The 18,388-nt window shown below is 43.4% G+C and carries 17 protein-coding genes; 9 read left to right on the plus strand and 8 right to left on the minus strand.

Features of this window, described 5'->3' with window-relative positions; genetic code table 11:
* Window positions 1-79: 79 nt before the first annotated feature.
* Together J7I42_RS17115 and J7I42_RS17120 are read right to left on the minus strand one after the other, a co-directional pair.
* Window positions 80-496, minus strand: coding sequence for a molybdopterin-dependent oxidoreductase (locus J7I42_RS17115; protein WP_209140059.1), 417 nt, complete (start codon window positions 494-496; stop codon window positions 80-82).
* Window positions 497-564: 68 nt separating this feature from the next.
* Window positions 565-930, minus strand: coding sequence for a winged helix-turn-helix domain-containing protein (locus tag J7I42_RS17120; RefSeq protein WP_209140060.1), 366 nt, complete (start codon window positions 928-930; stop codon window positions 565-567).
* Window positions 931-1,112: 182 nt separating this feature from the next.
* Between J7I42_RS17120 and J7I42_RS17125 the strand changes: the two genes are divergently transcribed.
* The 5 genes from J7I42_RS17125 to J7I42_RS17145 all read left to right on the plus strand — a co-directional run bounded on the left by J7I42_RS17125 (window position 1,113) and on the right by J7I42_RS17145 (window position 7,697).
* On the plus strand, window positions 1,113-2,969 hold the full coding sequence (locus J7I42_RS17125; protein WP_209140061.1) for an outer membrane protein assembly factor BamB family protein: 1,857 nt from the start codon (window positions 1,113-1,115) through the stop codon (window positions 2,967-2,969).
* 200 nt (window positions 2,970-3,169) lie between these two features.
* Window positions 3,170-5,056, plus strand: a complete 1,887-nt coding sequence (locus J7I42_RS17130; protein WP_209140062.1) for a PAS domain-containing sensor histidine kinase — start codon at window positions 3,170-3,172, stop codon at window positions 5,054-5,056.
* Window positions 5,053-5,682 carry a response regulator gene (locus J7I42_RS35610; RefSeq protein ID WP_209140063.1) on the plus strand — a complete coding sequence of 210 codons (630 nt, stop codon included), beginning with the start codon at window positions 5,053-5,055 and terminating at the stop codon, window positions 5,680-5,682. The genes J7I42_RS17130 and J7I42_RS35610 overlap by 4 nt, the downstream gene beginning before the upstream one ends.
* Window positions 5,683-6,256: 574 nt before the next feature.
* Complete coding sequence (locus J7I42_RS17140; RefSeq protein ID WP_209140064.1) at window positions 6,257-6,646, plus strand: response regulator; 390 nt, start codon at window positions 6,257-6,259, stop codon at window positions 6,644-6,646.
* 7 nt (window positions 6,647-6,653) lie between these two features.
* The gene (locus tag J7I42_RS17145) at window positions 6,654-7,697 is read left to right on the plus strand and encodes a sensor histidine kinase (protein WP_209140065.1); all 1,044 of its coding nucleotides are present in this window, start codon (window positions 6,654-6,656) and stop codon (window positions 7,695-7,697) included.
* Window positions 7,698-7,819: 122 nt separating this feature from the next.
* On the opposite strand, the gene J7I42_RS17150 is transcribed toward J7I42_RS17145, so the two are convergent.
* Window positions 7,820-8,896, minus strand: coding sequence for a DUF2652 domain-containing protein (locus tag J7I42_RS17150; RefSeq protein WP_209140066.1), 1,077 nt, complete (start codon window positions 8,894-8,896; stop codon window positions 7,820-7,822).
* Window positions 8,897-9,098: 202 nt separating this feature from the next.
* Window positions 9,099-9,509, minus strand: coding sequence for an inner membrane protein YiaA (gene yiaA / locus J7I42_RS17155; RefSeq protein WP_209140067.1), 411 nt, complete (start codon window positions 9,507-9,509; stop codon window positions 9,099-9,101).
* 250 nt (window positions 9,510-9,759) lie between these two features.
* Here yiaA and J7I42_RS17160 point away from each other — a divergent pair, with 250 nt between their 5' ends.
* A complete protein-coding gene (locus tag J7I42_RS17160) occupies window positions 9,760-11,415 on the plus strand; it encodes a tetratricopeptide repeat protein (RefSeq protein ID WP_209140068.1) in 1,656 nt (551 codons plus the stop codon).
* 52 nt (window positions 11,416-11,467) lie between these two features.
* Here J7I42_RS17160 and J7I42_RS17165 read toward each other — a convergent pair whose 3' ends face one another.
* Entirely contained in the window at window positions 11,468-12,865 is a 1,398-nt protein-coding gene (locus J7I42_RS17165; protein WP_209140069.1) for a hypothetical protein, read from the minus strand.
* Between the two features lie 189 nt (window positions 12,866-13,054).
* Here J7I42_RS17165 and J7I42_RS17170 point away from each other — a divergent pair, with 189 nt between their 5' ends.
* On the plus strand, window positions 13,055-14,314 hold the full coding sequence (locus J7I42_RS17170) for a GH36-type glycosyl hydrolase domain-containing protein (RefSeq protein WP_209140070.1): 1,260 nt from the start codon (window positions 13,055-13,057) through the stop codon (window positions 14,312-14,314).
* Window positions 14,315-14,376: 62 nt separating this feature from the next.
* Window positions 14,377-14,730 carry a DUF5713 family protein gene (locus J7I42_RS17175; RefSeq protein ID WP_209140071.1) on the plus strand — a complete coding sequence of 118 codons (354 nt, stop codon included), beginning with the start codon at window positions 14,377-14,379 and terminating at the stop codon, window positions 14,728-14,730.
* A 17-nt stretch (window positions 14,731-14,747) separates the two neighbouring features.
* On the opposite strand, the gene J7I42_RS17180 is transcribed toward J7I42_RS17175, so the two are convergent.
* Complete coding sequence (locus J7I42_RS17180; protein ID WP_209140072.1) at window positions 14,748-15,386, minus strand: hypothetical protein; 639 nt, start codon at window positions 15,384-15,386, stop codon at window positions 14,748-14,750.
* A 166-nt stretch (window positions 15,387-15,552) separates the two neighbouring features.
* Window positions 15,553-16,398 carry an aldo/keto reductase gene (locus J7I42_RS17185; RefSeq protein WP_209140073.1) on the minus strand — a complete coding sequence of 282 codons (846 nt, stop codon included), beginning with the start codon at window positions 16,396-16,398 and terminating at the stop codon, window positions 15,553-15,555.
* Window positions 16,399-16,491: 93 nt separating this feature from the next.
* Between J7I42_RS17185 and J7I42_RS17190 the strand changes: the two genes are divergently transcribed.
* Window positions 16,492-17,286 (plus strand): SDR family NAD(P)-dependent oxidoreductase, encoded by a 795-nt coding sequence (locus J7I42_RS17190; RefSeq protein ID WP_209140074.1) that lies wholly within the window; start codon window positions 16,492-16,494, stop codon window positions 17,284-17,286.
* 180 nt (window positions 17,287-17,466) lie between these two features.
* Here J7I42_RS17190 and J7I42_RS17195 read toward each other — a convergent pair whose 3' ends face one another.
* Window positions 17,467-18,387, minus strand: coding sequence for an ADP-ribosylglycohydrolase family protein (locus J7I42_RS17195; RefSeq protein ID WP_209140075.1), 921 nt, complete (start codon window positions 18,385-18,387; stop codon window positions 17,467-17,469).
* Between the last annotated feature and the right edge of the window lies 1 nt (window position 18,388).

Below are 18,388 nucleotides of genomic sequence, written 5' to 3' on the forward strand. Positions count from 1 at the left end.
GAATATTCAGATGTCCGAAAAATCGGGAACCTACTCACCACTGACCACTCACAACTGACTCATTAATCCTTGGCAAACTTTATAATAAATTCCACTGGCCCTTGCCTTCGGGTAAGGGTTTATTATCGGCCTGGGTGGCCAGGATGATGGTCTTTTTAGAAAGCGCGGTATCCATTTCAGCCAGGGCAAACAACACCTGATAGCCATCGGCACATTTCACCAACACATACTTAGTGAGGTTTTCACCATGTAATTGTTTACCGGTAGTAACCCCTGCACTGTTCAGGATATCCAGTACCGGCACCCCGGTATAACTATGGTCTTTACCATCTTTATCGGAAAGCGTAACGGATACTTTGTTCATTTTAGCAATGTCAGCTTCATACAGTTTCAACGTCTTGCTCACTTCACCTGATACCTGTACATAGGCCTGCGCGGTGGCAACATAGCCCATACATACCAGTAACACCGAGGCAATCAAACTTTTTATAGTCATACTTATTTGTGGTTACGCACTTGCGTTGCAGCTTATAATCGAACAGCATTTTTCATAACCCATTGCCCTTATCTAAGCTTCGCAGTTTCCTGCTCCATAAACTTCCGGAATCTTTCCCGTAGTGACATATACCAATCGATCAGTTGTTTGGCTTCTTCAGAAATAGCAGAACCACCACCCTTTTCACCACCGGTTGCAGTGATCACCAATGGACTGCCCACTATTTCATTCAACCGGTTTACAATTTCCCAGGCTTTTTTATACGACATACCCATTTTCTTGGCGGCCTGGTTTATGCTTCCGGTCTCATCAATCAATTGCAACAACTCCACCGGGCCAGGACCAAAAAACCGGGTCCCATTACCTTCTAACCATAAACTGCCATTCACCCGGAATTCACCATTTGTCAATATGTCCTTCATTTGATTTTTCATGATGCAATAATAATTATTCTAATGTAACCCTTCCTTGAATGCAAAAAAAACATTATTCCTAAAAATAAACTCCCCAGATACCCCTAACTGTTATTAACAACAGAACATTTCGTCCTTTTCCCTTTGAACAATCATTTTATTCTTTCTATTTTGGCGGCATTATCATAAACCCAACTCTTACTATGAAGTCCATTCGAACGACCCTATGTTTATTATTACTATCTGGCCTAACTTATGCGCAGGTACAACCTGAATTTGAATTTCAGTTAGGCACCACTGTTACAAAGATCAAATGGATGCAGCAAACCAATACCGGTTCCCTGGTAGCTGCAACCGACCTGAGCCTTGCCGGTATTGACCCCAAAACAAAGAAAATTACCTGGGAAATTAAAGAACTGGGTAGTGCTTCTGAAGACAAATTTGAGAATATTTCCGGCACCCCTTATTTTATGGTGGAAACAGCCAAGTCACTGGGATTAGGCAAACCACAAACCAGCATCATTGAAGCTGAAACCGGTAAGATCATTTTCAACAGCAATGATGCCGACATGAAGATCTCTGGCAAAAGGCCTTTATACCACCTGGGCGCATTGCTCATTGAAGGCACCCGTAACAAACGCAGCTTTATCGCCCTGCTCGATTTTGCTACCGGTAAAGAAAGATGGTCAAAAGATATAGGCGCCGCCAAATCAGGTCTTGGTGCGTTGTTAAATACAAGAAGCATTTTCACTGTTCCCCCGATGGTCGATAAAAACAAGAACCTGGTGATCATTGATAAAAACAATGTGATCTGCTTGAATGGTACCGATGGCAGTGACGTATGGAAAAAGGAATTCAAGGAAAAAATTGAAGACGCCATGCTTACGTACGACAGATCAAAACTGTTTGTAACCTATGAGAACCGTGTTGATCTGCTGGCTACTGAAACCGGCGTTAGCGCTTATGGCGAAAAGCTGTTAAAGCTGAATGGAAAATGTAATGGCCTGGCCCCTTATGATAAAAAAAGCTATATCATCAAACATTCAGAAGGTGTAAACATCATTGATGCTGAAACCGGCCAACTCCGCTGGCAAAAGGAAAGCTCACTGGATAACATCAATGATATCCGTTTAACAGAGCACGGCATTCTGGCTATTAACAATGAAGAAAAGGCAACCAAATTTTACCTGGTAAACAACGAGGGTAAAAAAGTTTGGAAGTTTGAATTAAGCAGCCCCGCTGTGATCATTGAGCCTACAGAAAAAGGTATCTTATATTTTACCGAATCAAGGGCGAACCTGGTAGAATATGAAAAAGGAAAAGAACTGTGGAAAAGAGATATCAAGATCCGTAAACGTCCGGCCTTTGGTTTTGACGATGCAAGAAACCGCCTGTTGGTGTATAGCGATGACAAATTGAATGCATTCAGTCTGGCCGATGGTAATATGACTGTATTAACAGAATCCCTTCCATTAAAAGATTATGATGAAGAAAGGGAACTGGCTACCATTGAAGTAAGAAAAAGCGGTTATTTCATCAACTCCTTACAAAATACTTCTCTGGTTGACTTTGAAGGCAAAGTGATCTTCAATCACAACTATAGAGAAGCCGGTTTAAGTAAAGGCGTTCGTGCCTTAATGAAAGGCGCGGCCGTTGCTGCCACCGTATATTCAGGAGTTAAAACACTACAATCAGTACGTGTTCGCCCTGCTACAGATGAAAAAGGCAATCTGGTTAACGAAATATATGTAGATGAAAACACGTCTACATACAAATCAGCTGTTGCCGGCAATGATGCGGCAGGCGCTTTGTTTGCCATGGCAAGCCAACGTTTCAATGCCACAAAAGCCACAAAAGATGCCATATTCATTTTAACCAAATTTGAAGAATCTGGCATCAATGGACTGGTAAAAATTGATAAAGACTCAGGAAAAGACCTGGTAAAAATCCCATTCGGCGATAAAGACCCTGCTTATATAGTTGACGAAGCAGAAAACAAACTGTATGTTGTTATTAAAGACAAATTCTTACAGGGTTATGATCTGAACGTAAACAAATAATAAGCTTCCGTAATTTTTATAAAAGAAAAGCTGTTCACTAACCGGGACAGCTTTTCTTTTATTCTGCCTGTCTTGAACTAAATGCACCCTGGTAAAAGGGTATTCATTAAAAAAATAGGTGATTTACTATATATTTAAATTAGAAATGCATTAACTTATAAGCTTAACCCGTTATACATACTTAAATCAATTCCCGTTTGATGGATACGAGTATGCCAGCAATAAACAACCGTTCCGAAGATGTCATTTTAGTGTCGATTGAAAAGAAATCAGGTGTAATAAATGGCATCTGGCCAAAGGAAGCCAGGCTGCATGGAGTGGCTGGAAAACGATGTATAGGTAAAAAGATCCTGTCCTTTCTGATACCCGCATCAAAAGCTGTCTTTAAAAACGCCGTCTCAAAAAAGAACAAACAGCCAGCCGGCATTCTCCAGCTCGAATTCTGCTCAAAAAAATTACCCGACGCAACATACGATTGTTCTATCTGGAACGTTCGCAAACAACCGTTAGTGTTGATGATACATAGAAGTGCATCCCAATCATCCCAATCATCCCAGAAATCCCAGTCACATATGCCGCAACCTGACGAGCTGATAGCATGGGAGAAAGCAGAAAAACTGGTACTAGCTGCCGAAAACAAGTTCAAACGGATCCTTGAAAAAATGACCACCCCTATTGCGGTATATGAAGTACATGAACCCAAACGGTTCGTATTCATCAATCCAAAATTTACCGAATGGTTTGGTTACACTATAGAAGATATTCCCACTATTGATCGTTGGGGACAGCAAGCCTATCGCGATGAAGTTCATTTCCGAACACTACAAAAAGGTTGGCAGGCCGAATTGAAACTGGTCTATCATGGAGAAAAATACGAATCCCGCCCCTTTGAATCGAAAGTGTATTGTAAAGACGGGACTATAAAGGAACTGGAATTTACCTTTACTACAGATGAGAACCTGGTGTTTGTAAATTTTAATGACATTACTGAAAGGAACAGCTTTTTAAGGGCCCTGCATGAGAATGAAAAGAAATTCAGGGATATTTCCGAACAATTGCCCATTCCCATTTGTGTATTTAGTGATGCCGGCGAAACCAAGTTCGTGAACAATGCCTTTGTTGATACGTTTGGCTACACCCGGGACGATATTCCAACCCATAAAGAATGGCTGAACAAAGCCTACCCCAATGAAAATTATCGCAATGTGGTAAATGCAGCCCGTGAAAATGCGATCAGTCGCCCCAACCACAAAACAAGATCTACCTTAATTTGCCAGTTTGAAGTAAACTGCAAGGATGGTTCAAAAAAACACATAGAATTCTCCGCTTCCAAAGGCAACAAGAATCTCTATTTGGTAGCCAATGATATTACCGGCAAGGTAAAAGCCGAACAGGAGCTGAAACAATCGCACCGGCAACTCCGGGAACTCTCCTCCTACCTCGAAAACATCAGGGAGGAAGAACGGAAACATATTTCCCGCGAAATACATGATGAGTTGGGCCAACAATTGACGCTGTTAAAACTCGATCTGTTACAAATGAGCAAAAAGCTGCCTCCTGAAGCAAAAGAAATGATTGAGAAAATGAGGCAGGCGGATCTTTTACTCGCAGAAACCATGCGATCGGTACGTAAAATAGCTACCCAGTTAAGACCCAGCATACTCGATAACCTGGGACTGGTAAGTGCGTTGGAATGGCAAAGCCGGGAATTTGAAAAGAACTTTGGTATCCGCTGCATTTTTGAAAGCCTGTTGTATGAACCACAATTCACTACAAAGCAATCAAATGCATTGTTCCGTATTTATCAGGAAGCGCTGACCAATATTGCCCGTCATGCCAGCGCCACCCAGGTAGACGCCGTATTGTCGATGGAAGAGAACAGGATTGTGCTGGAGATCCGCGACAATGGCAAAGGATTTAACCCGAATGATATGGCCCACAAAAAAACGCTTGGTTTGAAGGGTATGCAGGAAAGGGCTTTGATGATAGACGGAGATTTTCATATTGATAGTACTCCCGGAAAAGGGACCTATATCCAAATATCCATTCCTATACTAATCACAAACCACGAAATCAGTCAACAGTGAGCAAATTTTTAATAGCCGATGACCATAGCCTTATCCGCAAAGGCCTGAGCACCTTGTTACGGGAAGAATTTCCCGGTGCCGAAGTATGCGAAGTGATCGATTCTTCTGCCCTGATCAAAGAGGCTGTAGCCCAAAAATGGGACCTGATCATTTCAGATATTTCCATGCCCGGACGCAACATCCTGGAAACACTTCGACAGTTGAAAAAAATGCTGCCAAATACCCCCGTATTGATCTTGAGTGTACATCCCGAAGACCAGTATGTGGTGCGGGCGCTGAAAGCAGGCGCATCCGGTTATCTTAATAAAGAAAGCCATCCCGATGAATTATTGAAAGCCGTTCGGCAGCTGATGCTGGGAAAAAAATATGTGAGTGCCGAAGGAGCAGAAAAATTAGCCGCATCGTTTGGCGATGATCCCAACCAGCTGCCGCATGAAAAGCTGTCTGAGCGGGAATTCGATGTACTGAAACGGCTGGCTTCCGGGAAAACTGTTTCCGAAATTGCCACTTCACTTTCCTTAAGTGTAAACACCATCAGCACCTACCGGTCGCGCATACTTGAAAAAATGAGTATGCAGAACAATGCTGAATTAACTCTCTATGCTGTAGAAAATAAGTTGATCTAAAACATAACTCCGGGTTAACCAACCTTGTTGTTTGGGTATCGGTCCATCCTTACAGGATGGTGTCAAAGAACTACCGTATACGAATACAAAGGTACCCATTACCTTCATGCGAAAGTTCCATCATGGGACGGGCTTCGGAAACCGCTGTGACGGTTTACTTGAAACCGGTGGGACGAATGGCTATTTCTCCTCGGAAATTTTAATTTTGGTGGGACGGTCCGCGGAAAATGGTGGGACGAATGGTCGAAAATCAGTGATGGTTTTTATTTCCTTCACTTTGCCTATACTGATCCTTCTCTTTGCCTCCTCGAAACCTTCGCTTTGCCTATACTGGCCCTTCACTTCACCTCCTCGGGCGCCGAGGTAGCAATGTGGTACCAAAGTGAAAGAATTAGGGAGTTTGTTAGTTTGTTAACTCAAGAACTAACAAACTAAACAACTTACAAACTTGCTTTTGTAGTACAAACCGCTACAAACAGTAATTGTCATCCTTACACAGAAACAACAATTGATCCTATGTACCGGCAACCTGTTATGGCCTACCTTTGCGTTCCAAACAAACAAAACGGCATGAATGAGCAATTCCCTATGTATCCTCTTAATAGATGATTCGGCCTTATTCATTCATCGCATCAAAGAACTGCTTTTAGAACGCTACAACGAGGCCTCCATTGCGGTAGCCGGCTGCTATGAAGATGGCATAACGATGTTCGCCAGAAAAACGCCACACGTTATTTTCCTTGATATTAACCTGCCAGGCAGGAGTGGGATTGATTTGTTGATAAAGATCAGGGGAATTAACAAGCATGTAAAAATTGTCATGCTTACCAATAACGACCCTGGGGAATATTTCGAAACATGCATGCGCCTTGGAGCTGATTATTATGTAGAGAAGTCTATGGGGTACGACTCCATTACAGGCATAACAGATGAGGCCCTGGAAAGCCTTGTAAAACAAAAGTAAACTAGCTATGAACTTGAGTGACGGAGCGTCACCGAATGCCTCGCAAGCGGGACAGGAATCGGTGTATTATGCAATCATTGATCAGGACGGCCGTATACTTTCTATGAACTCGGCCATGAATCAAGAGTTTGGACCCGGAACCCTAAAGCAATTGGACCATTTTCAATCCCTGCTTTCAGAAACTGACCGGGAAGTGTTCGATACCCTACTGACAAACAACGATCCATCCCTGCAAACCCTACCCATTAATCTGTACACCAATTCCGGTTCTAACCGTACCCAGACATTTAAATGGTCATTTTTCCATCTGGTTTCAGATAAAGAGGCGAATGGATGTATACTTTGCGCGGGTCACATGAGCGAAAAGGCGTTACTGGCTGAAAGCGTTATGCCGCAAAAACAAAACGCAAACAGGCCAACAGATCATCAAAACGCCGTCTCCGGTATGCTTATGAAAATGCTGGAGCATGAGCGGTTGGTTATTGGACAGGAACTACATGACAACGTGAACCAACTGTTATGTTCTGCCAAACTACACCTGGACCTGGTTCAGGTGTATAAGGCAGACAATCAAAAAGCAAAGGAAGTAACCACGCAACTAATTAAAGAAGCAATAGAAGAGATCAAGAAGTTATCGCGTGGAATGGTACTACAAAAATTGCAAAAAGATACCCTACTCGAAAGTGTAAAAACTTTCATTGAAGACATAAAAACAATCCACAGAATAAATATCCTATTTGGTATCCATCACTTTAATGAAAGCATGATCTCCGATTACAAGAAGGTCAATATTTACCGTATCCTGCAGGAACAATTCAGAAACATAACAGAGCATAGCAGAGCAAAAACGGTGGTTATGACACTCGAAACCGATGACCGGCATGTAGAGTTGATCATTGACGATGATGGCATTGGTTTCGACCCTAACCACCAGGTAGATGGCATTGGGCTCATAAACATCAGAGAGCGTATCCGCAATCTGCATGGCCATTGTGAGATCGTTACATCGCCAGGTAAAGGCTGCCGCTTACATATTAGCATTCCTATATGAAAACCATACAAGTACCGACTGTTCTGCAAAAAGCCAGCAACAGCCTGTATGATCAATGCACGACTAATTAATTGAGCATTGCACCTAAAGCTGCTGATATTTTTTTTCAGCAGCTTTTGTTTTTAAACATGGGCTTCGTGCGGAAATTCTATCAATAAATTTTCGAGGTTTTGCAGCGACCGCTGATAACTGATTTTTAAGTGATTCTTACCAGCCAGCACAGGCAGATATTCCGTAATAAAATTCTTTTTCCGATACAGGTCAAGCGTAAGCCGGGTGGTAGTATTGGTTATTCTCTCCAGCGTAAAGTAAGTAACGTTGCCCGTCTTTTCTTCCGTTTCGCTGAACCGGATCTTTTCAGGATGATAATAATAACTACTGCTGTAGATATAGGTTTCGCCGCTTTCTGTTAAAAACCTGCTTCGCATACCTATACGGGGCAGGTGATGATCGATCTCCTCTACTTTTATCACCCCTTCCTGCCAGCGGCTGCGATTCGAAAAATCGCCAGTGGCATGGAACAACAGAATGATATCTGTTTTGTATTCTTTCGACAGCGACAGTATTTTAACTTTATCAGAAAACACAATTGGCTCAAGCGGTTCTGGCGGCAGCTGTTCCTTCAACTCGCTTAATAAAGTATAATGATAGGGAATAACACCGGTTTCTGTTTCCTTATTACTGATCTCCCAATGCATCCAATTCGTAATGCCCTCAGGCTGTTTATCAGCAACCAGGTTATTGGTCACCAGCCAATATTCATGCTGGCGGATATCGTTCTTCAACAACTGATGCGCTACGATCACATCCTTACCGATCAGCTTATTGAAGTTCTGCACCTGGTACCCGGTAAATTCGCCATAGTGCGTAATAACTTTTAGCGTCAGTGCAACAGCAGCAGTACAGGCTGCACACTGGCAATATTTCCTGCGATCATACGCAATTAAACAGCGGTGAAAGGCACAAAACATCTCTTCCACCTGCTTGTATAGCACAGGCAAAGCAGGCGGTTCACCAAACTTATAAAACAAAATGGCGTCCCCTTCAATCTCGGAGATCTGCAAACCGAGACTATTTGACTTTATAAGCACCTCCAGCAATTCCTGAATAACATAACGGCTATGTTCAATTTCCGTTTCAGAAACAAAACGGGTAAAACCGCTGATATCAGGAATAAAGAGAAGTCCCCTGTTATCCATTTTTTTCTTTTAAGTTACTACTATTTAGGCAGATATGAGCAAAGAGTTAAGAGGTAGGAGGTAGGAAGTAGGATGTAAGAAATAAGAAGTAAGAATAAGAAGCAGGAAGTAAGAAAAAGAGGTAAAAAACAGGAAGCTTTATACTTCCTACTTCTTACCTCCTACTTCGATGTCTTAAGAAACGGGATTAAACTATTTAATTCTAATTCTCTTTAATCTCCTTCTTTTCAGCTGCCTTGGCGTCGCGGGTGTTCTTTTGCACCGCAATGGCGCCAAATAAAGCCAGTAAAAATGCAAATGCATAATACCCTTTCTCACTGGGTAAAATGGTAGCATTAAACAAACCAACTGCTAATAATACCACAGCCAGGATAGTGCAGAACCAGCTTAAACCATAATAGATGTCTGTAACAGGAACACCTTCCAGTTTATCACGAACGCTTTTCTGAAGAGAAATAACAGCAAAAAGACCGAACATTAAAACCGTAAAATAATATCCTTTTTCATTCAGTACCATTTCAGCACGCCACAGGCCGATTAAAAATCCAAGCATACCTGCGCCCAGGGCGATCCACGAGGCCGCAATAAAGGCGTTTGAGGGTTTTTGGTTCATGGGTTGTTTTTTAAGGTTAATTCAATAACCGGAAAAGTAAAAATAGCAAAATAAAGATATAATCAAAACCCATAAAATAATCACAAAAAAGCCCCCTCGTGGCAAAATACTAACATACATGAATGCATAACGGGTTATACCACATAATATTTCTATCTTTAGATAACACGTTTATCGTTTCTCCACCCATTGATAACATACCATCCGCACGCCTCCATTATTCATTCGGCCATTCAAATCGCTTGCTATCATGAAAAAAATCAAACCAGTTATAACGGTGCAGCTCATAGTCATTATTTCCCTGTTTGCCTGCAGGGAAAAACTACAGCCTACGCTTGCCAAAGAGATCAACGCTATTAATCTTAAAACAGGCAATGTAGTGCTGTGCGGCCCCGATGATAAAGGCGTGGGTAAAGTTTCATTTATTATTACCGGTGAGGATAGCATTGTAAAACAATTCAATTTTGCCGTGGCCTTGTTGCATTCCTTTGAATACGATGAAGCTGAAAAAGCATTTGCGCAGATCATTCACCACGATCCGCATTGCGCCATGGCTTACTGGGGTGTGGCCATGTGTAATTACCATCCATTATGGACACCGCCTGAAACACCAGAACTAACAAAAGGCGCAAAGGCACTGCAAATAGCCCGTTCCATAGAACCTAAATCAAGCCGGGAGGCTGATTACATTAATGCATTAACTGTGTATTATAACAACTGGGAAAAACTCGATCACCGCACCCGTTGCAACCAGTATGAAGCCGCCATGCAAAAGCTCAATGAGAAATATCCCAACGACAAAGAGGCCGCCATCTTTTATGCATTGGCGCTGGACGCGGCAGCAGATCCCGCAGATAAAACATATGCCAAACAAAAAAAGGCCGGACAAATACTCAGCAGCATTTATCCCAGTGTACCCTTTCATCCAGGCGTTATCCATTACCTCATTCATACCTACGATTATCCTGAACTGGCACAATTGGCGTTACCGGCCGCTCAGAAATATGCATCCATAGCACCCGCATCGGCCCATGCCCAGCATATGCCGTCGCATATTTTTACCAGGTTGGGCATGTGGGACGAATCCATTCAATCGAACCTGGCCTCCATAGCATCAGCTAAATGCTATGCAGAAAATGCAGGCATAAAAGGACATTGGGATGAAGAATTACATGGCATGGACTATCTGGTATATGCTTATTTACAAAAGAAGGAATTAAAGAAGGCCAAAGAACAATGGGATTACCTGAATACCTTTAGTGAAGTATCGCCGCCCAATTTAAAAGGCGCTTATACATTTGCAGCTATCCCCGTCCGGTATGTGCTGGAAAACAGACTATGGAAAGAAGCCACGCAACTAACTACCACACCGGCTGGTTTCCCTATGCAACAGTTTCCCTGGCAACTCGGCATTATACATTTTGCCAGACTGCTGGGCTTTGTGCACCTCAATCAGCCGGACAGCGCCAACAATGAACTGGCCATCCTAAACCAGTTGCGCAACAATTTACTGGCAAAAAAAGAGACCTATAAAGCCAACCAGGTCGACATACAGATAAAGGCATCAGAAGGCTGGATAGCCTGGAAAGCAGGCAACCCCGCCCTGGCAGTGGAAAAAATGGAGCAGGCTGCCGACATGGAAGACAAAACAGAAAAACACCCTGTTACACCCGGTGAAGTATTACCAGCACGGGAACTGCTGGCTGATCTGTACCAGGAACTAAAACAACCCGAAAAAGCGCTGGAGGCCTATCAATCAGATCTGACAACACATCCCAACCGGTACAATGGCTTACATGGTGCCGCCCTGGCGGCAACACAATGCGGCAAGAAAGAACTGGCAGATTATTATACCCAGCAATTAAAGGTTATTACGGCGCCCAAAGCAGCTTTGGCAAAAAAATGAATGAAAGGTATTGGTTACCCTGAAAATTACGCTTATAGGTAATGTGCAGTCATTAGCTGTTATCAATGACTATGATCTCCTGTTTCAGGGCGGCAAAGTCTTCGTCTTCTATCACCTTGCTTAAGCTGTAGGTAGTATACAGCTCGCTAAATACGGCTTTACATTCCTGAAGTATGGCCAGGCATCTCTCGGGATCGCCCAATTTCAGGGCAACCTTCGCCCGTCCTAAATAAGGGTGGTCATAGTACTTTAGCCCAAGCCCCTGGGCAATCAGAAATCTCTCTTCCGCTTCCTGTAATATCGCAGGCGATTGAAAATCATGGGCGAGCCGTGCATATTCAATAAGAAATTCGCCCCAGTATAAATTAGCGGTGAAGTCTTTTTCAGGTTCATACAATTTTGAGAAGATATACCGTCCTTTTTCGAACAGTGCAATTACAGCAACCTTGTTATGCCCGGCATACAAAACAGCCATTGCCTTTAACGCATTGGTAGCATATACGGGATAGGTCCAGGCAGCCGGATTAATATCCTGCGCTTTGGTAAAATATTCCACCGCAACGTTATAATACGTCAACGCTTCTGCGATGCTTTCCTGTTCACTCAGTTTATCAGCTGTTTTAGAAAAAGCAGTCCCCAGTTTGTTCAGGGTTTCAGGGTTAGCCGTTTCAAAATTTGTCAAAGGCGTTAATAATTGCGCCGATTGCCTGGCAAGTTCCTGCGCATAAGCTGGAGGGATACCCTCGTAATTTTCAACAATCCTTTTCAACTCATTCACCCATTCCAGGTAAATAAGCGGATCATTTTCTGCCCTTTCACGCAATACCGTGTTTACTTTCTCTAAAAACACCCCATGCCAGTATCGGTTTCGGGGAAAAGACAGTTGTAAGATGTCAAAGCATTTATAGATAAGATTCAGTTGATTCGAACTGCTGTAGTTTGATAAACCCTGTTCAAAATACCCCAGTACCACTACAAATTCGTCATCACTATATACATTTCTGAACTTTATTTTATCCAGTAAGATGCTTACCAGTTGATTGTTCAACCCGCAGGAATCAGGTTGCGCATTTAATGCTTCCCCTATTTCCTGCGCAGCCTTTTCTATATAACTTAATTGTTCATCCGGGTTGGTTTTAAGTCCGGCCATGGCCTGGTAACAGAAAGCTCGTTGTTCATTATAGATCCGCGAAGGATCAACCCGCTCAGCATCCGCCAGCAGTTCCAGCAGGTAGGAGAAAAAAGGATCCGGCCCTTCATTCGTTTCCACTTTACCACAGTCAAAGTCATAAAACCAGATAGCGTAAATATCAAGGAATGCTTCCCCCAGTTCGGTTTTATATTGCTGCCGGTCATCAACAGACAGGCTTTGTATCAATTCATGCAATCTGCCGTCATCCCGGGCGTAGGTTATTTCCTGTAACTGTTCCTCCAATGCTGCTTTATCCATAAGGTACTTTATGTATGTAAATGTAGCCTTACGCAGTCAGAAACGCCTGCATGTTACTACATTTCCGCTTACATATAAAGTATCATAATTAACAATTATCTAATTATAAATAATTTAATCATCCCAGCACCGGTTCTTTTGGTTTGTATCAGACAAAATTGTAACTATGTGCATACATAACAATTTACGATGCGTTGCAGAACGATTGCCTTTATTTTTTGCCTGCTGCCTGCTGTTCCTTATTGTCAACAAACCAATTTCCTGGCCATGGCCGATTCGGTGAAAACCATGGCAGAACAATTGATAAAAAAAGGCTTTAATGCCGGCGATGGATACGGCGAGGTTTGGATCAGGGACTTTAACACCTTTATGGATGTAGCCTGCAAAGTGAATGACAAAACCCAGATCAGGAAAAGCCTGCTCACCTTTATTCTTTTTCAACAACCAGATGGCGCCATTCTGGATGGTTATATTCCCAAACCCAAAAGCACGAATATTCCCTATAACTATTACTTTACGCCCCTGGCGCCTGAATACGCCGGTCATAAGAACACCGTGGAAACCGACCAGGAAACATCCCTGATACAGGCGATTGCCAGGTACATCCGCAATACTGGCGACAAGGCTATTCTTACAGACACCATTGCCGCCCTGCCGGTTCAACAACACCTGGAGCAGGCCTTGCAGTTTTTAATGACCCGCCGCTACAATGCCACCTACGGACTACTCTGGGGCGCCACCACAGCCGATTGGGGCGATGTACAACCCGAACATGACTGGGGTGTTGAAATGAATGCCGACACGCATCAGGCGATCGATATTTACGATAATGCCATGTTTGTGATCGCCCTCAACGATTACCTGGAAATGGCCGGATTATCTCGGACCAAACGCCAGTACTGGACAAAAACCCGGGACAATTTCAAAAAGAATATCCGCACCCATTTATGGGATGCAGCCAAACAAAAATTCAAACCCCATATTTACCTCAACAGCTCCCCCTTTCCTCCATCGTTTAATGAATCGGAGGTATATTACCACGGCGGCACTACAGTTGCCATTGAGGCGGGTCTGTTAAGTAAAAGCGAAGTGGAACAGGCATATCGGAAAATGCAGGAGAACGTACAACGGGCGCATGCCGCTACCATCGGGCTTACCCTGTACCCTGTTTACCCCGCCGGCTCCTTTAAAAATACCGGCATGGGGCCCTATTCCTACCAAAACGGCGGCGACTGGACCTGGTTTGGTGGCAGAATGGTAACCCAATTAGTGAGGTACAATTTAATGAAGGAAGCCCGCGAAGCCCTTACGCCCATGCTGGAGCGTGTATTGACAAACAAAGGTTTTTACGAATGGTACACCCCGGCCAATGAACCCAAGGGATCCACTGGCTTTAAAGGAGAAGCCGGTGTTTTATGGACCGCAATAGAACAATTGACAGAAAAATAGAAGTTGGAAAATAAAAACCAGGACGTGTCGTTATAAGCCCCCTAATTGCCCTACACAAGACAATGAAAAAACAATCGGAGCTCAAAAATGAGGACATTTGGAGCTACTCATTCCTGGAAGATATGTATGTCGACGACTTTTATCCTAACCACCTGGTAGATAAATGCAGGGATATCCTGATTGAATTATGCTTTGATATTGAGCGCACCCACCCCAAAGACCTGGACGAATTGTATGCATTAACCCATGCTGCTACCGACAAATTCAATCATATGCATGATGAATTTTACGAAAACAACAGTGAAATTGAAACCACTGCCCGGGATTGCATCAGCATTGACTTTACCTTTATAGCCACCTCTTACGGGTTTGCAGACGCCGACAGTGAAGAGCTGATTGCTACCAGGGACTGGTAAGTGAAGGCCGCACATAATTATAAATTAACGGCCATTACTTTCCTTATAGTTGGATCAACCACAATGTCTATTATGTGATTTTTTTCCTTCCTGGGCAAAGCAACGAAAAAGTAAAAAGATCGCCGGCCGTTATAGTCGCCAACCCGAAATCCCTGAAAATTGGGGTCATGGGCCTTTCCATATACAGAATCGGTTTTTGCCAGCGCTGTAAGTAGATAATCGATGGGTTTCCTCCTGAGCTTTTCCGGATCTGAATAATATTGTAACGAATCTTTGTTCAGGTGTTGAATGCCAAATATATAACCATTAATCGTTGGTATACACTCCCTAACCTGTTTGAGTTCTGATGATTCATATCGAACAGAACTTTTACCCAAGCTTTTACTGTCGATGACGACATCTACATATCTATAATCCGACAGGTTAGTAACTTTTGAATTTATAAGCGCCAACGCAGGAATAGACTTTAAATAGTTCATTTGCCTTTCTATATGCTGGCTGTCGATTGAAGGTTCTGTAATCAGGATCTCCATCTTTTTGAAAGTACCTGATCCGGCCCCTGTTACAATTCCTTTAGTCAATTTAACTTTTGTCCCATTTAACAGAGAAGAAAGATCGGTGACAAACTGCAATTCCTCTGAGAATACAGTTGACATACAAGATGCAAATAACGCGCAGAGACTAATAAAGAGCAGAGGTTTGGCAGGGTTCATAGTCAAAGATATCAGAAAAAACGTATTGCCGCCTGCTTTATTACTACCAACTACATATTAATTAGCGGATGCATATATAGAATATACATCCGCCAAATACAAATTCTTTTTATCCTCCCAACTGTTCAAACTCTTCGTCGGTAAGCTCAATAGAAGCCGCTTTCATATTTTCGGTTAAATGCGTTAGTGAGGAAGTCCCAGGAATAAGCAGAATATTTGACGAGCGTTTCAACAACCACGCAAGCGCTATCTGCGCCACGGTCGCCTTATGTTTTGCAGCAATGCTGCTGATCATCTCCGCAAGCGCATCCGGTCCGGAAGCCAATGGGTACCACGGAATAAAAGCCATGCCTTTTTCATAGGTATAATCAATCAACTCCTCCCACCTGCGTTCACCCAGGTTATACAAGTTTTGAACAGATACAATGGGAAGTATTTTCTCAACCTCTTCAACCTGCTCAATAGACACTTCCGATAATCCGACATACCTGATCTTACCCGCCTGCACCGCTTCCACTACGGGGGCCAATGTTTTTTCAACCGGCACCTGGGGATCTATCCGGTGTAATTGCCAAAGATCGATGGTATCTACTTTTAGTCTTTTGAGGCTTCCTTCAATGTTCTCTTTAATAAACGCAGGATCACCATTGGGGATCCATCCACCTGGCCCAGTGCGTCCAAAACCGCCTTTGGTTGCGATCACCAATCCTTTTTTATAAGGATGCAGGGCATCGGCAATAAGCGTTTCATTGAATTTAGGCCCATATGCTTCCGCCGTATCTATAAAATTAACCCCGGCGGCAACAGCAGCCTTTAGCACTTCTATAGCGTTATCACGGTCATTCACTTCGCCCCATACACCTGGGCCAGTTAATTGCATGGCGCCGTACCCGAGCCTGTTTATTTCGACTTCCCCACCTAATTTATAGGTAGCGTGTGTGTTTGTAGTGGTCATAACGGGAGTAACAACAAAAAGTTATTTAAGTTTAAAGACCGCTTTAAACAATTTGCCTTGCCGCCTGTTTCTAATCCTCCTAAAAATCATTCAATGGATCTGCAACTTCATAACAAAACGGCTTTCATAAGCGGTTCTACAGCCGGAATTGGACTGGCTATTGCCGAAGCCTTATTAAAAGAAAACGCAGCCGTTATCATAAACGGACGCAAACCAAACCAGGTGGAGGAAGTGGTAAAAGCTCTTCAAAAAGCGTTTCCCAATGGCAAGGTTTCCGGCCTTGCTGCCGATTTTGGAAAAAAAGAAGAGGTAGACGCCCTGATAAAACAGTTGCCTGCCATTGACATCCTGATAAACAATGTAGGCATTTTTGAACCCAAGCCCTTCACCGAGATCCCCGATGAGGACTGGTTCCAATTTTTTGAGGTAAACGTAATGAGCGGCGTGCGGTTGTCACGACACATCTTCCCCCAACTGTTGCAAAAGAATTGGGGCCGCATCATTTTTGTTTCCAGCGAATCGGCCGTTTTCATTCCCGAAGAAATGATCCATTACGGCATGACAAAAACCGCCCAGGTTGCCATTGCCCGGGGGTTGGCAGAATTGACAAAAGGCACTAACGTAACGGTAAACAGTGTTTTACCTGGTCCCACCAAATCGAGAGGCGTGGGTGATTTTGTGAATACCCTGGCAGCACAGGAAAACGTAAGCTTTGACGAAATGCAAACCAAGTTCTTTCATGATTTCCGGCCTACTTCCCTGTTGCAGCGATTTGCTTCCCCGGAAGAAGTGGCCAATATGGTAGTCTATGTGGCCAGTCCACTGGCTTCAGCTACCAATGGCGCAGCCCTTCGGGTAGAGGGCGGTTTAATAAGATCGATCTTATAAATAATTGAACCTGACCTGTAAGGTTTGTCATAGAGGCTTGAACAATTAAGCAGATCAATCGAACCCGCAAAGCGGGGCAGGCTCTGACAGGTCAGTTTTTTTAATAAGAGGCGCAACTGGTCACTCTATTTATGAAAGCATCAAATGATGCATCCGTCAAAGGCGACAGGCTCTGACAGGTCAGCCCCCTTTATAAAAAGGAGAGGTCCTGAATGGCTCCACCTGAATTAACCATTGCTCAGGTATGCTTTTTAAGCCAGCAGACATTACAACAATACTACCTATAATAGCAGCAATCGTATCCCGGTCGCCCAGTCCGCTTATGCCTTTCCAGATGGCTTCAACAAATGAATCGGTATGATTAGCGGCGCACCATAAGGCAAAAGGTACTGTATCCTGCGCGGTTAAATCAGTACCATTACCCAATACAGAAACAATCGTTCTTACATCATAACCCGCAGGAAGCGTTTTGGCTTTTTGAATTTTAGCTCTGACATCGCTCGAAGGCATCTGGTATATAATAAAATCATAGAAAGTATCTGCAGATAACTTCACCCCCGCCAATCTACTCCGTGTACAGACACAGGCGGCCAATGCCACGGCAATGCCGCCGGCAATTCCTTCCGGATGTGCATGGGTAACTTCTGCTGCTAATGTGGCTTCCCTGATCACGCGCGCTGCATCTTCATAAAAATAAGCACCAATAGGACCAGAACGCATGGCAGCACCATTACCGGCAGACCCCATTCCATCAAAAACGTCACGGCTTGCTCTTTTCCAATAAATACCTGCAGTAATATCTCTTAAGATCTTTTGTGCTATTGCCCCATAACCCCGACAGTTATCCTTCCTGTAATTTCCGGCAAACTCAAAGGCCAACGCATCCTGGTTGATCATCCCAAACAATGATAAATGATTATATACCCCAATCGCCATTATTGTATCATCAGTAAAAAACCAGGTGCCTTCCTGTAAGATCCTGTCGTTTATTCTGGCGGCAATTATATCTGCAGGCCCAAAGAATGTTTCACCTAAAGCATCACCAATGGATAATCCTAAAAGTGAGGTCTTTGCAAGGTCAAGTTTGTTTGCGATAGCCATG

The organism is Niastella soli, from assembly GCF_017742245.1.
Classification (GTDB): Bacteria; Bacteroidota; Bacteroidia; order Chitinophagales; family Chitinophagaceae; genus Niastella; species Niastella soli.

What these genes read in the sequence shown, in the direction of transcription:
- J7I42_RS17115 (WP_209140059.1), bottom strand. Translation starts at nt 496, where the DNA reads ATGACTATAAAAAGTTTGATTGCCTCGGTGTTACTGGTATGTATGGGC.
- J7I42_RS17120 (WP_209140060.1), bottom strand. Translation starts at nt 930, where the DNA reads ATGAAAAATCAAATGAAGGACATATTGACAAATGGTGAATTCCGGGTG.
- J7I42_RS17125 (WP_209140061.1), top strand. Translation starts at nt 1,113, where the DNA reads ATGAAGTCCATTCGAACGACCCTATGTTTATTATTACTATCTGGCCTA.
- J7I42_RS17130 (WP_209140062.1), top strand. Translation starts at nt 3,170, where the DNA reads ATGGATACGAGTATGCCAGCAATAAACAACCGTTCCGAAGATGTCATT.
- J7I42_RS17140 (WP_209140064.1), top strand. Translation starts at nt 6,257, where the DNA reads ATGAGCAATTCCCTATGTATCCTCTTAATAGATGATTCGGCCTTATTC.
- J7I42_RS17145 (WP_209140065.1), top strand. Translation starts at nt 6,654, where the DNA reads ATGAACTTGAGTGACGGAGCGTCACCGAATGCCTCGCAAGCGGGACAG.
- J7I42_RS17150 (WP_209140066.1), bottom strand. Translation starts at nt 8,896, where the DNA reads ATGGATAACAGGGGACTTCTCTTTATTCCTGATATCAGCGGTTTTACC.
- yiaA (WP_209140067.1), bottom strand. Translation starts at nt 9,509, where the DNA reads ATGAACCAAAAACCCTCAAACGCCTTTATTGCGGCCTCGTGGATCGCC.
- J7I42_RS17160 (WP_209140068.1), top strand. Translation starts at nt 9,760, where the DNA reads ATGAAAAAAATCAAACCAGTTATAACGGTGCAGCTCATAGTCATTATT.
- J7I42_RS17165 (WP_209140069.1), bottom strand. Translation starts at nt 12,865, where the DNA reads ATGGATAAAGCAGCATTGGAGGAACAGTTACAGGAAATAACCTACGCC.
- J7I42_RS17170 (WP_209140070.1), top strand. Translation starts at nt 13,055, where the DNA reads ATGCGTTGCAGAACGATTGCCTTTATTTTTTGCCTGCTGCCTGCTGTT.
- J7I42_RS17175 (WP_209140071.1), top strand. Translation starts at nt 14,377, where the DNA reads ATGAAAAAACAATCGGAGCTCAAAAATGAGGACATTTGGAGCTACTCA.
- J7I42_RS17180 (WP_209140072.1), bottom strand. Translation starts at nt 15,386, where the DNA reads ATGTCAACTGTATTCTCAGAGGAATTGCAGTTTGTCACCGATCTTTCT.
- J7I42_RS17185 (WP_209140073.1), bottom strand. Translation starts at nt 16,398, where the DNA reads ATGACCACTACAAACACACACGCTACCTATAAATTAGGTGGGGAAGTC.
- J7I42_RS17190 (WP_209140074.1), top strand. Translation starts at nt 16,492, where the DNA reads ATGGATCTGCAACTTCATAACAAAACGGCTTTCATAAGCGGTTCTACA.
- J7I42_RS17195 (WP_209140075.1), bottom strand. Translation starts at nt 18,387, where the DNA reads ATGGCTATCGCAAACAAACTTGACCTTGCAAAGACCTCACTTTTAGGA.